Below are 23,935 nucleotides of genomic sequence, written 5' to 3'. Positions count from 1 at the left end.
GCCGCATGGTCCCTGTTGTGAATGACCAAGGATCAGAAGGACTCTCATGAACCTACCTACCGCAACGGCCGATCGTTCGGCCGTCGCCGCACAGCTCGAGGACGCGCTCCGCACCACGATGGACGGCGAGGTCGCCTTCGACGACTACAGCCGCCACCTCTTCTCCCGCGACGCGAGCATGTACTCGATAACGCCACTGGGCGTGGTGTTTCCGCGGCATGCCGACGATGTCGCGGCGGCGGTGCGGGCCGCCGGCGAGCTCGGCGTGCCGATCGTGGCCCGGGGTGCTGGAACGAGTTTGGCCGGGCAGACCGTGGGTCCGGGCCTGGTACTCGACCTGTCCCGGTACATGAACCGGATCCTGGATATCGATCCGATCGCACGCACCGCGCTGGTCGAGGTCGGGGTGGTACAGGACCAGCTCAATCAGGCCGCAGGCGTGCACGGCTTGATGTTCGGCCCGGATACCTCGACGAGCAACCGGGCCACCATCGGCGGGATGATCGGAAACAATTCCGCGGGAAGCGGTTCCAGGACCTACGGCATGACGATCGATCACGTGCGGGCGCTGGACGTGGTGCTCGCCGACGGTTCGCGCGCGCGGTTGGAACCGGTCGACGAGGTCGAACGTAAACGGCGCGCGACGGCGCAAACGCTGGAAGGCCAGATCTACCGAGAACTTCCGGAACTGGTCATCGCCGAGGAGGCGGCCATCAAGGCCGGAATGCCGACCTTCTGGCGACGTGCCTGCGGCTACCGGCTCGACCGGCTGGTGGATTTCGGGGCGGACAAGCCGTTCGATCTGGCCAAGTTCGTCGTGGGCGCGGAGGGCACGCTGGTGGTCGCCACCCACGCGCTGGTCGACCTGGTGCCCAAGCCCGCCCGCACGGTGTACGCCGTGGGGCACTTCACCGACACCGTGAGCGCCATCGCGGCCACCACCGACGCGCTGAGTTGCGAGCCGCATCAGGTCGAGCTGATGGACCGCACGATCCTGGAACTGTCCAGGCAGAAGATCGAGTACGCCGAACTCGGGAACATCCTCGTCGGCGACCCGGGCGCCCTGCTTTTCGTCTCGTTCAGCGGTGACGACGAGGGGCCGCTGATCGCCGATCTGGACCGGCTCGACCGACTATGGCAGCAGAACGGGCACGGCTACCACACGCTCCGAGCCATCACCGCCGCCGATCAGACCGCATTGCTCAAGGTCCGCAAGTCCAGCCTCGGCCTGCTGATGGCCGCGGGCGAGGGCACTCGCCGCCCGCTCGCGTTCGTGGAAGACACCGCCGTCGATCCGGCACACCTGGCCGAATACACCAAGCGGTTCAAGGAGATTCTCGACGAGCATCACATGGAGGCGGGGTTCTACGGCCACTGCTCGGTCGGCTGCCTGCATATCCGCCCGTTCGTCGACCTGACCGATCCGGCGCAGGTGATCACCATGCGCACGGTCGCCGAGGCGGTCAAGGATCTCGTCGCCGAGTACGGCGGGGTGAACTCCAGCGAACACGGTGACGGGCTCGCGCGCAGCGAGTTCAACCGGGAGATCTTCGGCGACGAACTGTATGAAGCGATGCGAAAGGTCAAGCGGCTCTTCGATCCCGGGAACATCATGAACCCGGGCAAGATCGTCGACGCGCCGCCGATGACGGACAACCTGCGCGACCGCGACGCATTGCCGCCCGCGCCGCTGTTGACGACGGCGCTGCAGTTCGAGGTGGTCGGCGGTATGCGTGGTGCGGCGGATCGCTGCATGAATATCGGGCTGTGCCGCAAGTCGACCTCGGGGGTGATGTGCCCGTCCTACATCGCGACCAAGAACGAGGAGCACTCCACCCGTGGGCGGGCCAACGCGCTGGTGAAGGCGCTGTCCGAGCCGGATCCGCATGCCGCGCTCGGCGGTGAGCGGCTGCACGAGATTCTCGATCTGTGCCTGATGTGCAAGGCGTGCAAGAGCGAGTGCCCGATGAGTGTGGACATGGCATCGCTCAAGGCGGAGACGCTCGCGCATCACCACGAGATCCACGGAACGCCGTTGCGCTCGAGGGCTTTCGGGGCGATCAGGCTGCTAAACCGGATCGGGTCGGCGACCGCTCCATTGTCGAATCTGCCGGGGCGCAACGGATTCGCGCGTCGGATGATGGATCGTAGGCTCGGCATCACGGCTGCTCGTCCGTTGCCGGTGTTCCAGCGGGTCAATCTGCTTCGTTGGTTCCGTCGCCGGGCGGTGACGGTCGACCAGACACCGCTGGGGACGGTCAACTGGCTTGCCGACTCGTTCACTACATTCACCGAGCCGCATATCGGTGCGGCGGCGATCGAATTGCTGGAGCGTTCGGGCTGGCGGGTCGAGCTTGCTAGTGGTGGCTGTTGTGGGCGGTCGAGCATGTCCAAAGGGTTGCTCGACGACGCGAAGAAGAAGGCCACCGGGCTGGTTCGTTCGCTGGCCGAGGACACCGAACCCGGCTCGCCGATCGTCGGCTGCGAGCCGTCGTGTCTGTTCATGTTGCGCGACGAACATGTTGCGCTGCTGCCGGATTCGACGTCCGTGCGGACCGTCGCGGCGCGCGTCAGACAGGTGGAGGAGCTACTTGTCGAGGCGATCGATGCGGGTCGGCTGACGCTTCGCGGGGATTCGCCGCTCGCCGGTCGACGGATCGTCTTCCACGGTCATTGCCACCAGAAAGCCGAGGTCGGTACTGCGGCCACCATGGCATTGTTGCGTCGAATCCCGGATGTGGAAGTCATGGAGATCGACTCCGGATGCTGCGGGATGGCAGGCTCGTTCGGCTTCGAGTCCGAGCATTACGAAACATCCATGACCGTCGGCGGGGACCGGCTTTTCCCGGCGCTGGCGGCCGAGTCGGCGGACACGATCGTCGCCGCGACCGGTGTGTCGTGCCGACAGCAGATCTTCCACGGCGCGGGTCGCACCGCGTGGCATCCCGTCGAGCTGGTGCGCGAAGCGCTGGCCGGACCCGAATAGGAGACACCCATGCGCATTGTCCGCTACTCACTCGACGGACGGACCGGGGTCGGCGCCCTGGTCGGAGATGTGGTGCACGACCTGCTCGAAGTAGAGCTCGGCGCGGTGGTCGGGAGGCTGTCGGAGCTGACATTGCTTGCGCCGTGCGATCCACGCACCATCGTCTGCGCAGGCAGCAACTACGCGGGCCAGATCATTGAGAAGGGCAGGCCCTGGCCGCAACAGCCGTCGCTATTCCTGAAGTCTCCCAACGCAATTGCGGGACTCGACGCGGCGATACGGCACCCCGCCGAGGTGCAACGCCTGGAATACGAGGGCGAACTCGCCGTTGTCATCGGCCGCACCGCCCGCAACGTCTCCGCCAGCCGCACCGCCGACTTCATTCTCGGCTACACCTGCGCCAACGACGTCACCGCCGACGACTGGCGGGCCGACGGCCAGTGGGCTCGCGCAAAGAGCGCAGATACCTTCTGCCCGTTGGGCCCCTGGATCGAAACCGACATCTCCGACCCTTCGGCCCTGCAGATCACCACCCGCCTCGCCGGCCAAGTCGTCCAATCGGCCCCGACCTCGGAAATGGTCTTCGGAGTAGGAGAACTACTGGCATTCGTCACCCGTTGGATCACCCTCGAACCCGGCGACGTCCTACTGACCGGGAGTCCCGCAGGAGTCGGCCCGATGAATCCCGGCGATGTGGTCGAGGTCGAAATCTCCGGCATCGGGACGCTCCGTAACACAGTGGTCGCAGGCGCCACTAGCTCAGGTCAATTCGCCCGTGTCTCTGGTGAAGTTGGTCATCACCTTCACTGAGATCGGGTTGTTCGCAACCATTCTTCGAGAACGGCGAAGTCCGGATGGTCGAGACCCCGAGATGCCTCGACTCGGTACAACAGGGCTCGACCCTGATGGTGTGCGGCGACCCAGTCGCGGTCGGAATCGGTGATCTCGTCGTCGACCCACACGAACGGGCGTCCCGCCGCCCAATCCACCAGAGTTCGGGTCTTCCAATGCAATCCGAACCATTGGTCCTCGCGCTGATGTTCGTCGGGCGGATCGGGCCAGGCGACCACGGGTAGCTGCGGCAGTCCGAGCCGCGGCGCTACCTCTGTGTTCGCCTCTTCCTCCCCGGTTGTGGCCCAGATCAGCTCACACGGCAGGGTTGCCAACCACATTCCGATTTCCGGCCGCAGTCGTGCCAAGTGCCCGATCGAGCTCAGGCCGGGTAGTTCGGGCCGCGTACCGGCGCCGAAGGGGAGCAGTGGACCGTCGACATCGAGGAAGAGCAGCGGGAGCTCTTCGTCGGCGGTCATCGGACACACGGTAGTGGGCCACGGCGAATGCCCATGTGCGCGAATCGATTCGATGTCAGCTGGACGCGCTCGGGGTGAAGCGTGTTCAGTCGACGATGGCTGTTGCTTCGACTTCGACGAGGTGGTCGGGGATGTCCAGCGCGGCGACGCCGATCAGGGTGCCCGGGGGTGTCGGGGTGGTGCCGAGTTTTGTGGCTGCTCGGGTTACTCCTTCCATGAAGAGGGGCATTTTGTCGGGGGTCCAATCGACCACGTAGACAGTTAGTTTCGCGACGTTGGCAAAAGCGGCGCCGACCTGTTCGAGGGCGGTGGCGATGTTGAGGTAGCACTGTTCGACCTGGGTGGCGAGGTCGCCTTCGCCGATCGTGGATCCGTCGGCGTCCCACGAGACTTGGCCGGCGAGGAAGATCAGTTTCGAGCCGGTTGCGATCGAGACCTGATGGTAGGCACCGACTTTCGGTAGACCGGTGGGGTTTACCAGGGTGATGGTCATGTTGGTTCCCTCCGTGTGCTGCTCTCTTGTGGTTACTGGAGAACTGTAGGAGAGTGGCCGCTGACGTGGAAGAACGCACTTTTGAGTGACTGGGGAACCTGATGGTGACTAAGCAGGTCGGTGGGTTGGGCAACGATGCGGACTTGTCGCGCGCGGATTCGCTGGCGCGGGAGATCTTCTCGGATGTTGCCAACAAGTGGGCGCTGCTGATAATCGAGACGCTGGGTGAGCGGACCCTGCGGTTCGGGGAGTTGCGGGACGAGGTCGAGGGCATCAGTCACAAGATGCTGACGCAGAATCTGCGCATGCTGGAGCGCAATGGTCTGGTCGAGCGGAACGTGCACCCGACCGTGCCGCCGCGGGTCGAGTACACGCTCCTCGAGCCGGGCCGAGCCCTCCGCGAGACAGTCGATCGCATGTGTAACTGGACCCAGCGGTACCTCGGTCACATCGAGACCGCACGGCACCGCTTCGACGCCTGACGCCCTCGCCCGCGAAGTCGTCTCGCGACGGTATCCGTCGACCGCGTCCGCGCGGACATTTCGTGCCGACGCGCACGAAACTGCTGGCAATCCCATGCGCGGCAGGACGAATGTTGCGCGGCACCTGCGCCTGCACAGAACGCAGCGGTCTTGGCCCGGAGTGGTCAGCGTCCTCGGTCGCGCGCGCAAGTTGTGTCGACGCGCGCAAGTTGTGCCGACGCGTACGAAGTTGCTGGCGATTTCGTGCGCGGGAGGAGGAGATGTGCGCGGCAGGCCGGTTACGGTTCGGTGGCGGTGGCGGTGGCGGTGGCGGTGGCGGTGGCGGTGGCGGTGGCGGTGGCGGTGGCGATGGCGATGGTGTCAGGTCGGTGTCAGGGGGCTGTCAGTTCAGCCGCCGATAGTTGTTCCCATGACGGAAAACAGCAATTCCTCGACCTATTCGACCTGGACCGGCATGGTGTCGGTCGATGACACGGCGCTGGCCGTCACCGACACCGGTGGGTCCGGCATCCCGGTGATCTACCTCAACGGCCAGTTCGCCACTCAGGGGTACTGGAGCAAGGTCATCGGCGACCTCGGTCCCGCCTTCCGGCACATCACCTACGACGAGCGGGCCCGCGGCAAGAAGTCGCAGAAGTCGGCCGACTATTCCTTCGAGGCGTGCGTGCGCGACGTCGATGCCGTTCTCGCGGCGAGGGGTGTGCAGCGGCCGCTGGTGGTGGGCTGGTCCTACGGTGCGTTCGTCGCGGCGCACTGGACCAGCCGGAACCCGGATCGTGCCTTGGGCGCGGTCTTGGTCGAGGGCGCCCAGCCGTACGACTGGATGAACGAGGCCATGGAACAGCGCATCCGCAAGCTGTTCAAGCGATTGGGCTGGGTCACGCCGCTGCTGCGCCCGACCGGCCTGGTCCCGCGGCTCACTGCCGAACAGCAGGCCGCCAGCAATATCGAGCTCGGCTGGCTCGCCCGCGAGAGCGAACTCGGCCCCGTGCTGGACAAAATCACCGTCCCGACGCGATACGTGGTTGCTTCGGGCTCGTCCTTCGGCAGCAAAGGCGATGAGCAAGAACTGATCCGCGCCAGCCTCCATGCGGTGGTCGCTCGCAACCCCGACATCAAAATCAGCGCGAAGGTCGCCAGCAACCACGATGCGATCCTGCGCAAGGACTTCCGCGCCGTCGCCGACGCCGTCCGCGAGGTCGCACCGTACTGAGCAACCACGCCGACCGGGAATAAATCGCCGGACTGCGGCCGTATGGCTCGATTTATCAGCGTAATTAACAGCGCTTTTCAGTGTGGCTTTATGCGCTAACGGTGGTCGGGTGAGGTTCGACATATCCGATAACAGAAGCCAGAAATTACCTGATCATTCCTGTTGGGCGGCCGACCAGTAGCGGCTTCCTGAGCGGTGTTGTTGGCCGAGGAAGGTGGCAGCACGCCACCAGCTGCTGGAAGACGATCGCTTCTACGCCGGAGGAATTGACCATGCGAACGCCACGCCACCGAATCCGAGCCCACCACAGCCAGTTCCGGGTAACTGACTTCACGGCCGACTATGCGACCACCGATGCCGATCGTGACGGTTGGGAGGTAGTCGAGGAGTCCGACGCCGACGACGGGATCCTGTACCGGTCATCGCCGGAGGAGCCGCCCCACGATCCGATCCCGTCGGGTCGCTTCTTGCTGCCCGCCTACGCCGGTGGCCTCGATGCCACCGATACCGGGGAAATTCCCGGGTTCCACACCGGAGAATTCACTGAATATCACACCGGGGAATTCACTGAATACCACACCGGGGAGTTCGCCGAAGACCACCAGCCGCGACACGCGGCACCCGCCTGTGGGGTGTCCCGAGTGCGGCTGCCGCGCAAAACCGGCAACGCGCCGGCACCCGTGCCGACCGATCAGGTCCGCATCGACTACGGCCTCGTCTACGTCGTAGACGACAACGGTGACGTGCGGCGTGTCACGCCCGATCATCCACTGGCACAGGCCGTCTACGAGCGCACTCGGCAATGGGGTCTCCGCCCGCCGAGTCCCGCGCTCGCCGGGATCGTCTCCGCGTACTATTTGTCGGCGCTCGGCCCCGGCCTGCTCGAGGACGTCGAAGCACTCACTCCAGAGTGGCAGCGGGCCTTCGCGCGATGGAGTGTGCACCGCGCCTTCGAGCGTGCGGGCCTGGCCGACGTCGATTGGATCCGCGAAGGTCTGCTGGCCATGGACGACAATCAGCCACCTCCGCCGCATTTCCAGAGCAGTGCGCGGCTGCGTCACCGGCTCGACAGTGACACCCGCATATCGAAGACCGTCGTCTCCGGCGTGCCGGGCTCGAGTGCGCACATTCAGCAGTATCCACCGGTGGGCGCCTACTTCTCCCTCGACAACGAAGACCCGCTCGAGGCGGCTCTCGACGCATTCCGGTATGCGGCATGGACCTATGGTATGGGCTATCGCGACCTCATGACCGCTGCCGAACGTGACTTCTTCCCGTGGACCCGAGGGCGGTAGGTAAGCGACATTCGACCACGATGGTTACGCGCGCAGGAGACCTGATTCGGCGTCGTACAGCAGGACTCGGTCGGGTTGGGGGACTACCCAGCCCTCGGTGCCCAGGGCGGGCTCGTCCGCCTCTGGCACGATGACACCCACGCTGAACCCGTCTGCCGCCACCGTGACCAATGAGGTCGCACCGAGGTGTTCGACCGTGGATACCGTGCCGTGCAGAGCATCAGGTACGGAGGTGGCGGAGAACGTCAGATACTCCGGGCGGGCGCCCCAGATGACGTCGGGGTCCTGGCCGACCAGTTCTCCTGGGATCAGGTTCATCGGCGTGGAGCCGATGAAGTTGGCTACGAAGGTATCGGCGGGGCGACGGAATACCGTACGGGCGGTGCCGAGTTGGCGGATTCGGCCGTTCGACATCACCGCGATTCGATCGGCCAGGGCCAGCGCCTCGGCTTGGTCGTGGGTGACGAAGACGGTGGTGACGCCGAGATCGTGTTGCAGCTTCTTCAAGAAGGTGCGGGCTTCGAGGCGCAGGCGTGCGTCGAGGTTGGACAGTGGCTCGTCGAAGAGAAAAACCTTGGGGTGGCAGGCCATTGCTCGTGCCAGCGCCACCCGCTGTTGCTGGCCGCCGGAGAGTTCGGCGGGGCGGCGGCCCATTAATCCCTGCAGCGACAACTGATCTCCGGTTTCGGTCGCCTTTGCCGCTCGGGTACGTCGATCGGTGCCACGGACCTTCAGCGGATAGGCGATGTTGTCGACCACCGTCATGTGTGGGAACAGCGCGTAATCCTGGAACACCATCGCCACGTCGCGTCGTCCGGGCGAGAGCCGGGTGACGTCCTGGTCGCCGATCCGAATCTGCCCGCTGGTCGGGGTTTCCAGCCCGGCGATGGTCCGCAGCAGCGTGGTCTTGCCGCACCCGGACGGCCCGAGCAGCGCGAAGAACTCGCCGTCCTGAATCGTGAAGGACAGGGCGTCAAGGGCTTTCACGTCGCCGGGGAAGACCTTGGTCAGGTCGGCCAGATCGATCTGCGCCATCTAAGACTTGATCCCTCCGTGGAGCCGGAAGCCGTAGCGCCGGTTGACGAATAGATACATCAGCACCACCGGTATCGAGTACAGCAGCGAGAACGCCGAGATCGGACCCAGTTGGGCGCCGCCGCCCTCGTCGTAGAAGGTGCGCACCACCACGGCGGCCGGTTGCTTGTCCTGGTCGCGCAGCAGCAGAAACGGCACCAGGTAGCTGCCCCACACATTCACCACGGTCCACACCGCGATGGTGGCCAGTCCCGGCCGGGCCAGCGGCACCACGATGTCGCGCAGGATGCGCAACGGTCCGGCCCCGAACACTCGCGCTGATTCCTCATAGGACCTCGGGACCGAGTCCATGAAGTCCTTCAGGATGAAAATCGCCGCGGGCAGTAACCCGCCGGACAGGACCAGCACCACGCCGAATTGCTTGTCCAGCAACCCGATCTTCCAGATCATCAGGAATATCGGCACCATCGCCGCGGTGCCGGTGACCACGCTGGACAGCAGTAAAAGCAAGTACAGCAAGGCATCTCGGCCAGGTATCCGTACTCGGGACAGCGCGTAAGCCGCCAGCGCCGCACTGGAAACCACGAGCACCATGCAGAAGCAGGACAGCAGCACGGAATTCCAGAGCGAGCCTAGGGTGAGATCGTTCTCGAACAGCGCCGAAAAGTGTTTCAAGGTCGGCTTTTCCGGTATCCGCGGCGCATATCCCGGGTTCGCGTCGAACGGTGCCGAGGCAAGCCACAGCATCGGCAGCACGAAGAACCCGGTCACCACCGCGACGAAGGTGTAGAAGCCGATCCGCGAAACGATCTGTCGTGGATTCATCACGTCCTCCGCCGCAGCAGCCGCAGGTAGAACAGCGCGAGCACCAGATTGATCAGCAGCATCAGTACCGAAGCGGCCGCGCCGTAACCCAAGGCGCCGTCGTCGATTCCTTGCCGGTACAGGAAGATCGGCAGAGTTTCGCTGCGGTGGTTCGGCTCACCTCGGGTCAGCAGGTACGGCGTGAAGTCGTTGAACGTCCACAGGCTGATCAGCAACGTATTCGTCAGCGTGTGCCCGCGCACGTGCGGAAACACCACGTCTCGCAGCATTTGCGGCCCGGACGCCCCGGCCAGCCGCGCCGTCTCGAGCTGCGAAGGCGGCACGGTGGACAGCGCCGCCGAGTACAGCAGCATGGAGAACGCGGTGCCGCGCCAGATGTTGAACACGATGATGACGGCCAAGGGCTGCTGGATCATCCAGGCATAGCCGGGATGATCCAGCAGTCGGTTGACGGTGCCTTCGTCGCGATCCAGCATCGTAATCCACAGCACGGCAACAACACTGGCGGGAAGGATCCACGCGAGCAGCACCAGGCTTTCGACCACGCCGCGCACCCAGCGGGCGGCGGTGCGCATCGACCAGGCCAGGCTGAAACCGAGGACATTCTGTCCGATGATGGCCGAGCCGAACACGAACAGCAGCGTGATCCAGACGCTGTTCCCGAACAGCGGGTCCGTCAACGCCTTCGTGTAATTGGCCATTCCCACAAAGGAAACGTCCACCGAGGTACGCCCGGAGACGGTGAGATCGGTCAGTCCGATCCACAGCAGCCATAGCGCCGGAAACACCAGGAACGCGGCGATCAGCAGCAGTGCCGGTGCGACGAACGCGCTCGCCTTCCCGCGCCCCAATCCTGCTACGTCGGCACTCTCGGTGATCGCGCTCGGGACGGAGGGCGCGGGGTCAGTCACTGGCGACCTTGTCCTTGCCGACCGCCTCCGTCACGGCTTTGCCATATGCCGCAGCGGCATCCGTGGTGCTCTTGCCGGTGACCACATCCAGCGTCGCCTGCTGCAGGGCCTTGGACACCTTGGTGTACTCCGGCAGCGCGGGCCGCAGCGATGTGATCGGCAGGATCTGCTGGGAGATGAAGGTGAGCATCGGATCTGCGCCCAGCGCATCGGCATTCACATCCTGCCGCGCGGTGATCCGTGGCCCACCACCGGCGATCAGCTGTTTGAACGCCTCCGGCGAGTTCATGAATTGCAGTAGTTCCCAAGCCAATTCGATGTGTTTGCTCTTCGGGTTGATCACTCGTCCGCCGCCGCCGGAGATGCTCACGAAGTCTTGATGATTCACCCCGGTCCCAGGTGTGGCCGCGGGAATCTTCGCCCAACCCACCTGGGTGTCCCGGTCGGCCATCGGAAAGCTGCCGCCGGACGGATCGAGCACGCCCCGCCAGAAGTAGTCGCTCTCCAACAGGATGCCCACCTGGCCTTTGGCGAACTTTTCGAAGCTCTTCTCCCGTCCTTTGGCGTCCTGCTGCAACTCCGCGTCGCCCAGCTTCTCGCTATAGAGCGTGCGGTAGAAGTCCAGCACCGCACGGAATTTCGCGGTGTTGCCGACCCACTTGCCGTTGTCGAACAAGGTGCTACCGGTGCCGGCCAGCAACGGCAGTATGCCCTGCGTGGTCGTCGCTTCGCCGAAGCTGGTGCCCGCGTTCAACTGCACCGGAGTCACGCCGGACACCGCCTTCAGCTTCCGTCCTGCCGCCAGGACCTGGTCCCAACTGGTCGGCTGCCAGTCTGCGGGCAGGCCTGCCTGCGCGAACAGCTTGCGGTTGAAGAACAGCACCCGCCCGTCGGTCTCCTGCGGTATCCCGTACTGCGCGCCGTTGTAGGACGTCAACTGCTGCACGGCTTCCGGCATGTGCTGCCAGCCGTCCCACGCCTTGACCTTGTCCGCTCCGACCAGGTCGTTCAGCGGTTTGATCTGCTCGCCCTCGGCGAATTCGCCGACCCAGATCCCGTCCAGCGACACCACGTCGGCGCCGGTGCCGGTCTTCAGGTCCTTGGCGATCCGGCTCTTGTAATCCTCGTCCGCAACCCCGGTCGCCTGGAACTTCACCTGCACGGTGACACCCTTGGCCTGCTGGTCCGCCACGAACTTCGGGATCACCCAGTCTTCGATCCACTTCGCCTCGGCCGCGTTCTTCCCGCCCGCCGAGTTGATCGCGTTCGCGGTGATCGTCAGCGTCTCCCCACCGCCGCCCGACCCGCACGCCGCCACCCCGACCAAGAGCGAGCTGACGCTCACCACCGCCGCGAACATCCGCCAGTTCGACGCCATGGGGTCCTCCTGAAAGGCAAATCCATACTCACCCTGACGTTGTCACAAGACGATGCCCACCGAAGGCCATTCCCCGGAATACGGCCGAAGACGCCGCGCCGGGCTCAAATCGTCCGGTCTGCCAGAGAATTCACCGGGCTGTCGCAGAATGGGTTGCAGTTCGTTGATCATGCCCTCGATGCGGATCGGAGCCACCGCCATGCACGATGACCGTCGGTTGATCGAGGACCGCCTCGGGCGCGTTCTCAATGAGCGGATCGCGCCGGCGATCTATCCGGAGTCGGTGCCGTTGACGGCGTCGATCTGGGTCGCGCCCGACGAGCCGGTGCCGGTTGCCGAGGGGTTGGCCGCGCCGCGGACGCCGATCGCGTCCGGGGCCCAGTGGGGTGCGCCGTGGGGGACCAGCTGGCTCACGGTCGAGGGGACGGTGCCCGCTGAGTGGGCGGGCAAGACCGTCGAGGCGATCATCGACATCGGTTTCGATCCGAATATGACGGGTTTTCAGTGCGAGGGGCTGGTCTATCGGCCGGACGGATCGCCGGTCAAGGGTCTGCACCCGCGCAGTCAGTGGGTGCGGGTGGCGGCCCCGGCGGCCGGCGGCGAGCAGGTGCTGTTGCACGTCGAGGCGGCGTCGAATCCGGTCATTCCGTTCTTCGGGCCGACCGCGCTCGGCGACAAGCTCACCGCCGGTACCGAGCCGCAATACCGGCTCGGCCGAATGGATCTCGTGGTTTTCGACGAGGAGGTCTGGCAGCTGGTGCTGGATCTGGAGGTGCTCGGCGAGCTGATGCACGAGATGCCGGAGGATCCGGCCCGGCGCTACGACATCGTCCGCGCCATCGAGCGGGCGCTCGACGCCATCGATCTGCAGAACGTCAACGCCACCGCGGCGGCGGCGCGGGCGTGTCTGGTCGAGGTGCTGGCGAAACCGGCGATACCGTCCGCACACACGGTCTTCGCGGTCGGGCACGCACACATCGACTCGGCGTGGCTGTGGCCGTTGCGCGAGACGGTGCGCAAGGTCGCGCGCACCACCGCGAACATGACCGCGTTGCTGGCCGAGGAACCGGAGTTCGTTTTCACCATGTCCCAGGCCGCGCAATACGACTTCATCAAGCAGCACCGGCCCGAGGTCTATGAAAAGGTCAAGAAAGCGGTATCGGAGGGACGGTTCGTGCCGGCCGGTGGCATGTGGGTCGAGGCCGACACGAATATGCCGGGCTCCGAGGCGATGGCGCGGCAATTCGTGCACGGTAAGCGGTTCTTCCTCGACGAGTTCGGTGTCGACAACGAGGAGGCCTGGCTGCCGGACACATTCGGCTTCGCCGCCGGGCTGCCGCAGATCATCAAGGCCGCCGGTTCGAAATGGCTACTGACACAGAAGATCTCCTGGAGTCAGATCAATCAGTTTCCGCACCACACCTTTCTGTGGGAGGGCATCGACGGAACCCGGATCTTCACTCACTTCCCGCCGGTCGACACCTACAACTGCTCGATGCAGGGTCGCGAGATCGCGCACGCGGCAAGGAATTTCAAGGAGAAGGGGCGGGCGTCGATGTCGCTGGCGCCGACCGGTTACGGCGACGGCGGTGGTGGCACGACGCGGGAGATGGTCGCGAAGGCTGCCAGGATGACGAACCTCGAGGGTTCGCCGAAGGTGGTGTGGGACAAGCCTGCTGAGTTCTTTGCCAAGGCCGAGGCGGAGTATGCGAATCCGGCGGTGTGGGTGGGGGAGCTGTACCTGGAGTTGCATCGCGGCACGTTGACCAGTCAGGCGAAGACGAAGCAAGGTAACCGGCGCAGCGAGCATCTGCTGCGGGAAGCCGAGCTGTGGGCCGCGACGGCGGCGGTGCGCAAGGGCGTCTCCTATCCGTACGCGGAACTCGATCGGATCTGGAAGACGGTGCTGCTGAACCAGTTTCACGACATCCTGCCGGGCTCGTCGATCGCGTGGGTGTATCGCGAGGCGGAGCAGACGTACGCGGCGGTGGCCGCGGAACTCATGACGATCATCGAGCAGTCGCAATGGGCGCTCGGTGGTGCGCAGGCGGGGCCGAACGTCTTCAACCCGACACCGCACACCTGGCGGTCGGTGCCGGCCGGTGCGGCCGGTCCGGAGCAGTCTGATCACCTGTGTTCGGTGACCGAGCGCACGGATGGCGGGTTCGTGCTCGACAACGGCCTTTTGCGGGTTGAGGTGGATGCGCGCGGTCTGATCGTGTCACTGTTCGACCTCGAGCGGCAGCGTGAGACCCTGCCGCCGGATTCGGTCGCGAACCTGCTGCAGCTGCACCCGGATCTCCCGAACTCCTGGGACGCCTGGGATGTCGATCTCTTCTACCGAAACCGGGTCACCGATCTCACCGAAGTGGATGCCATTGCGGCAGAACCAGAGTCGGGCAGTGTTCGGATCAGCCGGTCGTTCGGATCCTCCAAGGTCGAACAGACTCTGACGCTGCGCTCGGAAGCTTTGGACATCGACACCAGCGTCGACTGGCACGAAACCGAGAAATTCCTCAAACTCGCCTTCCCCCTGGACATCCACGCCGACCGCTACGCCTCCGAAACCCAATTCGGCCACCTGTACCGCCCCACCCACACCAACACCAGCTGGGAGTACGCGAAGTTCGAAGCCTGCAACCACCGCTTCGTCCACTTCGCCGAACCCGGCTGGGGCGTGGCCCTCGTCAACGACTCCACCTACGGCCACGACGTCACCCGCACGGTCCGCGCCGACGGCGGCACGACAACCACCGTCCGGGCTTCCCTGTTGCGGGCCCCGCGATTCCCTGACCCGGAGACCGACCACGGCCCACACCACTTCCGGCACTCCCTGGTCCCAGGTGGGTCGATCGGCGACGCGGTGCGTGCGGGCTATCGAATCAATCTCACCCCGCTGCGGCCAGGAGTTGCCGAAGTCGTCGATCCGCTGTTCACCATCGATAACGACGCCGTAGTGACCAGCGCGGTCAAACTCGCGGATGACGGCAGCGGCGACGTCGTGCTCCGCGTCTACGAGGCACACGGCGGCCGCGCCTCAGCCCTGGTAACCCCCGGCTTCGATGTCACCGGCTTCGAGGTCTGTGATTTGTTGGAACGGCGGCTGCAGGAGGACACCCCCACAACCCCAGAGAACACCGGAGTTCGCTTGCACCTGCGCCCCTTCCAGCTGGTCACGCTCCGATTCGCGCGTTCCCCCGAATCTGCCGCCGGGTGAGTGTCCCGGTAATCGTCAGAACGGGCGATCTCAACGCCATGCTGAGAGCACGTCAGTGGCGGTCCACACGAGGTCGACGGTGTCGGTGAGGGCGGGCTCGACATTTGCCAAGGACACTGCGACCAAGGCTGTTTCGCGTGGTTCGAACCCTGGAACGTCGGTGAGTGCGCGAGTTAGTTCGGCTAGGTCGTGGCGGTCGAAGGGTGTGCCGAGCCATTTGATGGATCCTGCGAAGATGATCCGGTTCGCGATGGGGGAACGGTCGGCGCCGATGAGGTCTATTTCGGGGTTGAAGGTGCGGTTCCACCAGCCACCGACCGTGGTGACGTCTTTCCACGGCAGTGCTCCTGCGAGCGCGCTCAGTTCGAGTGCGTCCCGTACGAGGGGTTCGACGGCTTTGCCGCGCCAGGAGGTCCAGCGCCGATCGAACAACTTGTAGGCAGCGTCGCCTCGGCCCCGTCGAACCAGGTCCTGAACCGAGCGCAGGGTGGCGAGGTAGAGCCGAAGGTTGCTGTCAGCGACACGGTAAAGGGCCGGTTTCCCGGGTTTGACTGACAACGGCTGGTCTACCGACAGCACCTGCTTTTCTGCTGAAAGTCGTTGCAGTAGAGGCGATAATGTCCCGGAAGGTAGTGCGCCACTGCGGCTGCCCGCTGTGGCCGCGATGGTGGCGTGGGTACGTTCTCCGTTGCCGATCGCTTCGAGTACGCGTCGTGCTTGGTCGGGTGCTGGGAACTCGGCGAGCAGGGTGGACTCGGGCACCCCGAACAGCGGTGCGGCGGGGTCGTCGCATTCGCGTCGCACGAACTGAAGCGGTGGCAGGCCGTGCGGCCAGCTGCGCAGGATGCCTGGCAGTCCGCCGGTGATCAAGTGTGCGTCGATGCTCTCGGCCGCGTCGAGTCCCAGCGCGTGGCCGACTTCGGCGGGGTTGAGCGGCTCGAGGACGAGGTTGTCGGCTCGCCCGTAGAACGGGCGGTCGTAGGCGGTGAGGCGTTCCATCATATGGATGTCGCTGCCCAGCAGTAGCAGCAAGATCGGGCGTTGCTGCAGTAGCCTGTCCCACGCCGTTTGTAACGCGCCGTCGAAGACCGTGTCTTGTTCTGCCAGCCATGGCAATTCGTCGATCACGACGACGGTCGGTGTGTCCGGGAGGGCGGTCGCGAGTAGTCGGAACGCATCAGTCCAGCCGCCGCCGATGCTCTCGGGGAGGGTTTCGGGGGCAGGTGCGATCCTCGAGCACTTCAACTCCGCCAGAAACATCGCGAGCGATTCGGAGACCGGCATGCCCTTGGTGGCGGTGAAATACAGGTATGGCACTTCGGCCGCGTTGCAGAACTCCTGAACCAGTCGCGATTTTCCGACCTGTCGACGGCCTCTGATCGCCACGGCGACGCCCCTGCGAGACTCCGCGACGCGCTGCAAGCGGGTCCGCAGGAGCCCCAGCTCGACACCGCGACCGACGAATCCTGACGTCATCAAGCCTCTCTTTGTAGTCGTTGTCTACGTAGATTGAATCTATGTAGATTGAATCTACGTTACCGGACGCGGTGTGGCCGCGTCGGAGTTCGGTGAGGTACCAGGCGAAACGGCACTCGCTGGTCAGTCGAGTGTTGGACTAGACTAGACTAAGCTAGATTTGATAGGTTGGGTCCTATGACGGCAGTGAACATCCATGAGGCCAAGACGCACCTATCCCGGTTGCTCGAACGTGTCTCGAAGGGGGAACGCATCGTGATCTCCAAGGCGGGTAAGCCGATCGCTGACCTGGTGCCCCACCGAGCGGCTCCGGTGACGATCGGCGGGTTGAAGGGGCAACTGCACTACGACGACAGCGCCTTCGATGTCGATCCCGACATTCAACAGATGTTTTACGGAGATGACGCCGATGCTTCTGCTTGACAGCCAGACCGCGCTGTGGCTGCTCGATGACAATCCCAGACTGGGCGTGACGGCTCGCAAGGCGATCACGTCCACGTCAGAGGTCTACGTTTCGGCGGCGACAATCTGGGAGCTGACGATCAAATCCATGCTGGGCAAATTGACCGTGCCGACTAACCTCACCGAGATAATGGGTGATCAAGGCCTCGGGATTCTCGACGTGACCGGAGAACATGCGGAGGGCTTGCGTGAGTTCCCCGAGCTGGTGCGGCACGACCCGTTCGACCGGTTGATCAGTTCTCAGGCGTTGTGCGAACGGCTCCAGTTACTGACCGCAGACAAGGTTCTGCTAGGCCTGGGGCGGGACTTCATCCTCGATTCCACGCAGTAGTTCGTTCGTCACCTGAAGTCAGCGCGGCGGTGCAGAAGTACGCTCGCTCGAGCTCGCCAGCGGGCATACCGATATCTCTCGCGAGTCCTGAGCGGCGAAGTAGGTTGCGCAGAGGCGTAGGCGGCGGGCGTCGAGGACCATCCAGGTGCCGAGGATGAGTTGGGTGATGCCGCGCCAGACGTCTTCGAATCGGTCTCGTGCTCGTAGGGCGGTCAGGCTGGCGCGCACCAGGATTGGTGATGGTGGGGTGTTGGTGGAGAGGAGTAGGCAGGGGGCGCGGTGTGGGATGGAGCGGGTGTGGGAGACCGAGGAGCGTAGGCGGTATTGGTCGAGGACTGTGCGGGCGACTGTTCGCATGGCGATGGGGGATAGGCGCCAGGCGGGGCAGGGGCGGTTGGCGGCTACGCCGAAGGGGATGTGGTGGGTGTCTTTGGGGCGGTGGGTGGACCAGCGGTCGGGGTCGAAGTGGTCTGGGTTTTCGTGGCCGGTGCGTTCGAAGTCTGGGTAGTTGAAGCACAGGACTGTTCCGGTGGGGATTGTGCTGCCGTCGCCTACGTCGATGTTGTCGGTGGTGATTCGGTGGGCGATGCCGAATAGTGGGAATTGGCGCAGGGTTTCGTCCAGCACCTGATCGAGGTACTGGGTGTTCGGTTCGGCAATGAGACGGTCCTGCACGTTCTGGTGCTGGGCGATGGCGAGTAGTAGGTGGGCCATGCCCTCGGACATCTGTACGACGGCGGTATTGAAGAACGCGCCCTGAAGGTAGTAGGCGCGTTCGCGGCGGCTGAGCGAGGTGGGCAGGGGGTGGGCGACCTCGCCCGCGTCGATTCTGGTGAGTAGATATTGGGTGAGGCGGTGGCGTCGGCGCATGTGGCGTAGGCCGGTGCATTTGAGGGAGGTCACCACATCGTCGGCATTGCCGACGATGAGATCTCTGGCGGCTCGTGGGCACGGCTCGTGGAAGACCAACTCGTAGAAGAACTCTGCCCAGATCGGCATCATCAGGTCGCGTAGTCGGACCAGGGTCAGTGGGCGGGGTGGGAGTTCGTCGAGTACTCGGCGGGCGCAGCGGTCCGCGAGTTGTGTTATCTCGGTGGTGGGTACGGATAGGACGGCTCGGGTGGTGCGCGCCGCCTCGTCGTATCGCGGGCCGTCCTCGAGGTGCTCCTGGTGTACTTCCGGTCCGGGGGCGAGCCAATACCAGAACAGGTCGGAAAGGGCCGCGCCTCGGCTGCGCCCGTTGGCCGCTGGGTCGGTGTACAAGCGCCAGAACAGCTCTGGGCCGCCGCGTTCGCCGGGCAGGGTGATCTCGTTGCTGCCGTTGACTTTCGCGAAGATCCAGACCCGAAGCCTCACCACGGCTTGCGGCAGCCAGCGGGACACGGCCCACAGTGTGCCCGCGGTTGCCAGCACCGGCATCGATCTGGTCACTGTGCCACTACCCCTCGCGCGGTGATCAGGCCTGAATTCAGTTCGGACAGTTCGGCTATCCCACACAGGGTCAGCGTGTGTTCGAACTCCGAGCGCAGGGTGTCCAGCACGCCGGTGACCCCTTTGTCGCCGCCGACGGCCAAGCCCCACAGCACCGGTCGCCCCACGCCGACCGCCGTGGCGCCGAGCGCCAACGCCAGCACTACATCTGAGCCGCGCCGGACGCCGCCGTCGAGGAAAATCGGGATCCGCCCGGCCACGGCGGCGGCGATCGCGGGCAGCGCGTCCAAGGTGGCGACCGCGCGATCCAGCTGGCGCCCACCGTGATTGGACACCACGATCGCGTCGGCCCCGTGCTGCACCGCCAGCTGTGCGTCCTCGGGGTGCAGGATCCCTTTGAGCACAACGGGAAGCTGTGTCACCTCGCGAAGCCGGTGCAGGTGGTCCCAGGTGAAGTCGGGCGACATCGCGATCGGCCGGGCGCCACTTCCGTTCGCCCCCGGCAGATTTCGCATGTTCTCCGCGCACATAGTCGGAGGCAGGTCGCGGAAGCCGTGGTGATCTTCCCGCGCCCGGCGGCCGTGCACCGGGGAATCGACGGTCACCACCAGCGCCGTGCAGCCCGCTTGCTCGGCCCGCCGGACCAGCTCTTCGGTCACGTCCGGCTCGGGCTGCAGATACAGCTGGAACCACACGCGCGCCTCGCGGTCGATCTCCCGCGCGGCGGCGGTGACCTCGCCGATGGCGACCGTCCCGGCCATGCTGGCGATCATGATGAGCCCGGCCGCGGCCACACCCCGGGCGGTGGCCCGCTCGCCATCCGGGTGGGCCAGCCGGTGAAATGCGGTGGGGGACACGAACACCGGCATGCTGCTCGGATCGCCGAGCAGGGTCGTCGCGCTGGATCGGCCGCTGGTGTCGCGCAGGACCCGGGGCAACAGCGCGAGCCGCCGGAAGGCCTGCTCGTTGTCGGCCACGGTGATCTCGTCGCCCGCCCCGCCCGCGTAGTAGTCGTAGTACGCCGGATCGAGCAGTTCCCGCGCTCGCTGTTCGAGGGCGGCCAGCGAGCTGTGGTCTCGCGCATGCGCGGCGCGCGAGCGCTCCGCGGTCACTGCGTCAGCTCCGGCGAGCACAGCGCGGAGTCGAGGAAGTCGAGCAGTGGCTTGCGGTGTGCCGCTTCGTCGGTCCACTCGTTCTCGAGGTTCTCGGTGATGTGGTGTTCGGCGATTTGCCGGTCGCCGCGGTACTGCCGCAGCACCGGGTGCAGGTAGCGGCCGTCCAGGGCGTGCTCGGCATCGGACTGCGCGATGCGCCTGCCGTTGATGTCGAACGGGTCCAGCCGGTCGTGATCCTTGCCGTACTCCAGGGTGACCACCAGGTAGGTGTCCACCTCGCCGAAGAAATCTGCGGCGACGGCGTCCGCCACGAACTCGACGGGTAGTTCCTCCCAATACCGTGCCGACCCGGCCGCGGTCAGCGTGACGACATCGCCGAGAACGCCGAACATCTGCCACAACGCGGAGGTCCGGTTCACCCGCGCCAGGATCGCCTCACCCACCCCGTCCGCGGTCCCCGCGGGCTCGCGGTGCGGCCACGCCTGCCCATGGTGGCGTTGCTCCAGGATTCGGTGCAATGCTCTTGTGCCATAACGGAACCCGTGGATGAAGCCGCTGGTGGACTTCTTGAAATCGCGTTCTTGGGTGATCGTGCCCGCGAAGTACAGGCCGGGCACATCGGTCGACTCCCAGGCCGGGGTCTGAGCCGGGAATCGGTCGTTGATCGCCAACGCGGGCCGGCATTCCGGCGCGAAGATCGAGGCGTCGAACCGAAACCCGGTCGCCACGATCACCTTGTCGTAGCGGATGTCTTTGGTGACTTCGTCGGCGCGCGAAAAGCTCACCGTCACCAGATACGACGAGTCCGACTGCCTGGCGATGTCGACGACATTGCCATCCAGGAGCGCGTTCTGCGATTTGAGCTGGTAAGTGTCCAGGAAGTTGTTGTTGACCGCGCGCAGATGCCCCACGAAATGCGACTGCCAGGCCAACCGGATGGAATGCGGCCCGGCGACGTGAATGACGGCGGCGTTCTCGATCAGGTTGTCGGCGGTCTCGAAGGCGGAGTTGCCTTTTCCGATGATCAGCACCCGCTGGTTGGTGAACTCCGCTGGGTCCACGGACATTTCGGTGTACAGCTCGGCCGTCTCGATGCCGGGAATCTCGGGGACATAGGGTTTCGAGACACCGGTCGCCACGATCAACCGCCGCGCGCGCAGCACGTTGCCGTGCTGATCGATCGCCTCGAAGACATCCGGCTTGCTGATCCGTTCGATCCGCGTGTTGTATCGGACCGATAACCCTTGTGCCGCAGCGAAATCGCCGAGGTAGCGCACCATATCGTCGGCGGCGGGGAAGAACCGCTGGGTGTATTCCTTGAACGGTCGTCCGCCCAGCAGCGCGTTCCAGTCCATCCGCAGGTTCAGCTCGGGATCGTCCCAGCCGGTGTGGACCTTGTTGATCGAGATCAGCTTGCGGTGCCGGGGGAATCTGCTGAAGAACGTGCCTGCGGCCTCGCCCGCTTCCACGATCAGATAGTCGCGGCCTGCCTGCTGTAGGTGGTGGCCCAACTGGAGACCGGCCGGCCCAGCGCCGATCACCAAGTAGTCGAGTTCGGACAAGATTCCTCCCAAGATCGTGTTCTACCGTCGATGCAGCTCCAATAAGGCTTTCTTGTCCGGCTTGCCGCTGGCCGCGATCGGCGCGTCCGGCACCGCCGTGTAGGTCTGCGGCACGCTCGATTCGCCGAGTTCGGTGCGCACCAGGGCGGACAGAACGGTCGAGTCCGGCGCGTGGCCCGCTCGGGGCACGATGAAGGCGTGCACGGCCTCACCGCGGCGGTCATCCGGCGCGCCGACGACGTAGGCCTGGTCGACGTCCGGATGTCCGGACAGCACTCGCTCGATGGGACCGGCGTACACCGGCAGCGCGTCCACGATGATCACGTCGCGTGCTCGGCCGGTCAGATAGAGGTATCCGTCGTCGAGGTAGCCGAGGTCCCGGGTGCGCAGCCAACCGTCGACGAGCACGTCGGCAGTCTCCGCCGGGTTGCCGAGGTACTCCGACATCATGTAGTCGTTGCGCACGTAGATCTCGTTGTCCCGGATGTCGATACGCACTCCGGGTAGCGGTCGGCCGACGGAAGTGAGCACACCCGCGCCGATTTCGTGCGGTGTCAGCGTGGTGAGACCGCCGGTTTCGGTCTGCCCGTACGCCTGATGTACCACCGGGCCCAGCACCTGCACGGCTTCGGTCAACCGGTGCGCGGTCAGCGGCGACCCGGCGACCACCATCGCGCGCAGGCTGCCGGTGTCGATCGGCGAAGTGCGCAGGTCATCCAGCATTTGGTAGAGCCGGGGCACGTTCATGATCGTGGCGGTGATCCGCAGCCGCTCGATGACGCCGGGGAACAGCGGCTTGCCGTCGGGCTCCGGGATCACCGCGGTGCCACCGCCGAGCAGGCACAGCGCGAGGTAGTCCTGCACCACCGCGCTGGCCAGCGTGCCGAACAGCAGGTAGCGCTCGGCGCAGGAGGCCAATTCCGCGGTGTCCTGGCTCCAGGTCGCATTGCCCCAGGACCAATGTGCGGACATCGCCTGGTACGTCTGCGCGCAGCCCTTCGGCAGGCCGGTGGTGCCACTGGTGTAGGCCACCCGGGCGATGTCACCCGGTCGCGCTTCGATTGTCAACGGGTGGGCTGGGCCGCGCAGCAACGCCGCCAGCTGCTCGTCGTCCAACACGGCGTCCACACCGTTGCTCAGCACATGAGCCTGCTGTCGCTCGCTTAGACCGGGCCGCACGCAGATGACGCGGCAGCCGAGGGTGTACGCGGCGAGGTAGGCGGCCAACGATTCGGCGCTGACGTCGACCACCATGGCGACGCCACGTCCTGGGCCGAGCCCTGACCTGCGCAGCCCACCGGCGATCGTGCCCATCATGGTGAGCAACTCGCCCCGGGTGACCGACCGCGCACCGTGCTCGACCACCACTTCCTCCGGAGCGGCCTGCAGTGCCTGCACGATCGACTCGGGAAAGCTCACCGGACAGATGATAGTGAGTCCGGCCTCGAGATACTTTGAGATTCAACAAGTTTGGCCGCTCCGCCAAAACTGTTCGAGCTCCGGCAGGCTGTCGGCGGTGGCAAGGTGGTGGCGATGCGTTCGGATCGATTCCTCAACGAACGTTACTGCACCGCATTGCCCGGAAACCCTCGATGACCTGATGATTACGCCGCCCTTATGCGATCGCTTACGCACGAATTACTCGGGCCGTGTTGAATGCCAGTGGGCGACAACTGGGCTCGGCGCGGCGCGGCGATGCGGGCCGACCGACGATGCGGAGGCTTCTGGTGGCGAACGAACGGCTGCAAGCCGATGCCGCGATGATGATGGAAGCGCTGCAGGAACAAATGCTGGGGCTTGCGAAAATTCACCGGGACCGGTTCAGTCTCACCGCTACCGCCACGGCGTGCGACGAGCGAATCAGCGTGACCGTCAACGCCAACGGCGTTCTGATCGACACCGAGTTCGCCGACGATATCGACGAGCTGACCTACGCTGAGATCGCCACGGCGATGACCGAGGCCGTGCAGGCCGCCGCCCGGGAAGTGAACGAGCAGGCCCGGCAGCTCTTGGCGCCGCTGCGCGAGCACAAATCGCAGCTGCCGCGGCTGTCCGATCTCATCGAGGGCGCACCGGACCTCGGGTCCGTGCTGCCGGTGGTGCCGCCCGCGTCGGTCGCGCCGCCGAATGCGCCGGAACGGCGCTACGAAGACGAGGTCACCGGAGTCGGTGACGCGCGCAGATCCGAGGGGCGCCGGTCGATGGTCAGCGACCACGACAACTGAGGCTGCGGCGGGATGGGACGGTATTTTTCGCTCGAACTCCGCTGGCCGGGTGGTGCGTGGCCAGTCCGTGACGCGAACGAGGTCGGGGATGTCTCGGCCGCCGGCATGACCGCCAGTTCATGGCTGCATAAGCCCGTGGGTGCGGACCGGGAACCCAGGTGGTGCCGCAGCACTGCCTGCGGCGAACC

Annotated in this window: 20 protein-coding genes; 9 read left to right on the top strand and 11 right to left on the bottom strand. The window is 65.2% G+C overall.

All coding sequences use genetic code 11. The features are described from left to right. The first annotated feature begins 46 nt into the window (after positions 1-46). Positions 47-2,986: an FAD-linked oxidase C-terminal domain-containing protein gene (locus tag ABZ942_RS16180; RefSeq protein WP_357382552.1), complete on the top strand. Its 2,940-nt coding sequence runs from the start codon at positions 47-49 to the stop codon at positions 2,984-2,986. Positions 2,987-2,995: 9 nt separating this feature from the next. Continuing rightward, positions 2,996-3,796 (top strand): fumarylacetoacetate hydrolase family protein, encoded by an 801-nt coding sequence (locus tag ABZ942_RS16175; RefSeq protein WP_357382550.1) that lies wholly within the window; start codon positions 2,996-2,998, stop codon positions 3,794-3,796. On the opposite strand, the gene ABZ942_RS16170 is transcribed toward ABZ942_RS16175, so the two are convergent. Further along, positions 3,790-4,296, bottom strand: coding sequence for an HAD domain-containing protein (locus ABZ942_RS16170; protein WP_357382548.1), 507 nt, complete (start codon positions 4,294-4,296; stop codon positions 3,790-3,792). The two genes, ABZ942_RS16175 and ABZ942_RS16170, sit on opposite strands and share 7 nt — an antisense overlap. Before the next feature lie 85 nt (positions 4,297-4,381). Continuing rightward, positions 4,382-4,789, bottom strand: coding sequence for a Rid family hydrolase (locus ABZ942_RS16165; protein WP_357382546.1), 408 nt, complete (start codon positions 4,787-4,789; stop codon positions 4,382-4,384). A 101-nt stretch (positions 4,790-4,890) separates the two neighbouring features. On the opposite strand from ABZ942_RS16165, the gene ABZ942_RS16160 reads away from it, so the two are divergent. From ABZ942_RS16160 to ABZ942_RS16150, 3 genes are all read left to right on the top strand, one after another. After that, positions 4,891-5,271 (top strand): helix-turn-helix domain-containing protein, encoded by a 381-nt coding sequence (locus tag ABZ942_RS16160; protein WP_357382544.1) that lies wholly within the window; start codon positions 4,891-4,893, stop codon positions 5,269-5,271. 409 nt (positions 5,272-5,680) lie between these two features. Then, on the top strand, positions 5,681-6,484 hold the full coding sequence (locus tag ABZ942_RS16155) for an alpha/beta hydrolase (RefSeq protein WP_357382542.1): 804 nt from the start codon (positions 5,681-5,683) through the stop codon (positions 6,482-6,484). Positions 6,485-6,756: 272 nt separating this feature from the next. Then, complete coding sequence (locus ABZ942_RS16150) at positions 6,757-7,779, top strand: hypothetical protein (protein WP_357382540.1); 1,023 nt, start codon at positions 6,757-6,759, stop codon at positions 7,777-7,779. Between the two features lie 24 nt (positions 7,780-7,803). Here ABZ942_RS16150 and ABZ942_RS16145 read toward each other — a convergent pair whose 3' ends face one another. From ABZ942_RS16145 to ABZ942_RS16130, 4 genes are read right to left on the bottom strand one after another with little or no spacing between them, the layout of a single operon-like run. Next, complete coding sequence (locus ABZ942_RS16145; RefSeq protein ID WP_357382538.1) at positions 7,804-8,814, bottom strand: ABC transporter ATP-binding protein; 1,011 nt, start codon at positions 8,812-8,814, stop codon at positions 7,804-7,806. Further along, entirely contained in the window at positions 8,815-9,639 is an 825-nt protein-coding gene (locus ABZ942_RS16140; RefSeq protein ID WP_357382536.1) for a carbohydrate ABC transporter permease, read from the bottom strand. After that, positions 9,639-10,550, bottom strand: a complete 912-nt coding sequence (locus ABZ942_RS16135; protein ID WP_357382534.1) for a sugar ABC transporter permease — start codon at positions 10,548-10,550, stop codon at positions 9,639-9,641. The genes ABZ942_RS16140 and ABZ942_RS16135 overlap by 1 nt, the downstream gene beginning before the upstream one ends. Then, positions 10,543-11,928, bottom strand: coding sequence for an extracellular solute-binding protein (locus ABZ942_RS16130; RefSeq protein WP_357382532.1), 1,386 nt, complete (start codon positions 11,926-11,928; stop codon positions 10,543-10,545). The genes ABZ942_RS16135 and ABZ942_RS16130 overlap by 8 nt, the downstream gene beginning before the upstream one ends. A gap of 199 nt (positions 11,929-12,127) precedes the next feature. On the opposite strand from ABZ942_RS16130, the gene ABZ942_RS16125 reads away from it, so the two are divergent. After that, the gene (locus tag ABZ942_RS16125; RefSeq protein WP_357383185.1) at positions 12,128-15,145 is read left to right on the top strand and encodes a glycoside hydrolase family 38 C-terminal domain-containing protein; all 3,018 of its coding nucleotides are present in this window, start codon (positions 12,128-12,130) and stop codon (positions 15,143-15,145) included. Positions 15,146-15,175: 30 nt separating this feature from the next. Here the strand turns inward: ABZ942_RS16125 and ABZ942_RS16120 are convergent, their stop codons facing one another. Beyond that, positions 15,176-16,621 (bottom strand): ATP-binding protein, encoded by a 1,446-nt coding sequence (locus ABZ942_RS16120; protein WP_357382530.1) that lies wholly within the window; start codon positions 16,619-16,621, stop codon positions 15,176-15,178. A gap of 177 nt (positions 16,622-16,798) precedes the next feature. Here ABZ942_RS16120 and ABZ942_RS16115 point away from each other — a divergent pair, with 177 nt between their 5' ends. Both ABZ942_RS16115 and ABZ942_RS16110 read left to right on the top strand, forming a co-directional pair. After that, positions 16,799-17,044: a type II toxin-antitoxin system prevent-host-death family antitoxin gene (locus ABZ942_RS16115; RefSeq protein ID WP_357382528.1), complete on the top strand. Its 246-nt coding sequence runs from the start codon at positions 16,799-16,801 to the stop codon at positions 17,042-17,044. Next, positions 17,031-17,414 (top strand): type II toxin-antitoxin system VapC family toxin, encoded by a 384-nt coding sequence (locus ABZ942_RS16110; RefSeq protein ID WP_357382526.1) that lies wholly within the window; start codon positions 17,031-17,033, stop codon positions 17,412-17,414. Before ABZ942_RS16115 ends, ABZ942_RS16110 begins: the two co-directional genes overlap by 14 nt. Before the next feature lie 18 nt (positions 17,415-17,432). Here the strand turns inward: ABZ942_RS16110 and ABZ942_RS16105 are convergent, their stop codons facing one another. The 4 genes from ABZ942_RS16105 to ABZ942_RS16090 are packed head-to-tail and all read right to left on the bottom strand — an operon-like array spanning position 17,433 to position 22,941. Then, on the bottom strand, positions 17,433-18,845 hold the full coding sequence (locus ABZ942_RS16105) for a cytochrome P450 (RefSeq protein WP_357382524.1): 1,413 nt from the start codon (positions 18,843-18,845) through the stop codon (positions 17,433-17,435). Further along, positions 18,842-19,957, bottom strand: coding sequence for an alpha-hydroxy acid oxidase (locus ABZ942_RS16100; RefSeq protein WP_357382522.1), 1,116 nt, complete (start codon positions 19,955-19,957; stop codon positions 18,842-18,844). The genes ABZ942_RS16105 and ABZ942_RS16100 overlap by 4 nt, the downstream gene beginning before the upstream one ends. Next, positions 19,954-21,522: an NAD(P)-binding domain-containing protein gene (locus tag ABZ942_RS16095; RefSeq protein ID WP_357382520.1), complete on the bottom strand. Its 1,569-nt coding sequence runs from the start codon at positions 21,520-21,522 to the stop codon at positions 19,954-19,956. The genes ABZ942_RS16100 and ABZ942_RS16095 overlap by 4 nt, the downstream gene beginning before the upstream one ends. 21 nt (positions 21,523-21,543) lie before the next feature. Continuing rightward, entirely contained in the window at positions 21,544-22,941 is a 1,398-nt protein-coding gene (locus tag ABZ942_RS16090; protein WP_357382518.1) for a long-chain fatty acid--CoA ligase, read from the bottom strand. A gap of 308 nt (positions 22,942-23,249) precedes the next feature. On the opposite strand from ABZ942_RS16090, the gene ABZ942_RS16085 reads away from it, so the two are divergent. Continuing rightward, complete coding sequence (locus ABZ942_RS16085; RefSeq protein ID WP_357382516.1) at positions 23,250-23,747, top strand: YbaB/EbfC family nucleoid-associated protein; 498 nt, start codon at positions 23,250-23,252, stop codon at positions 23,745-23,747. Positions 23,748-23,935 lie beyond the last annotated feature (188 nt).

The sequence above is a fragment of the Nocardia sp. NPDC046473 genome (assembly GCF_040645995.1).
Lineage (GTDB): Bacteria > Actinomycetota > Actinomycetes > Mycobacteriales > Mycobacteriaceae > Nocardia.
Note: the sequence above shows the minus strand (reverse complement) of the source record. Positions and strands in the feature narration are given on the sequence as shown.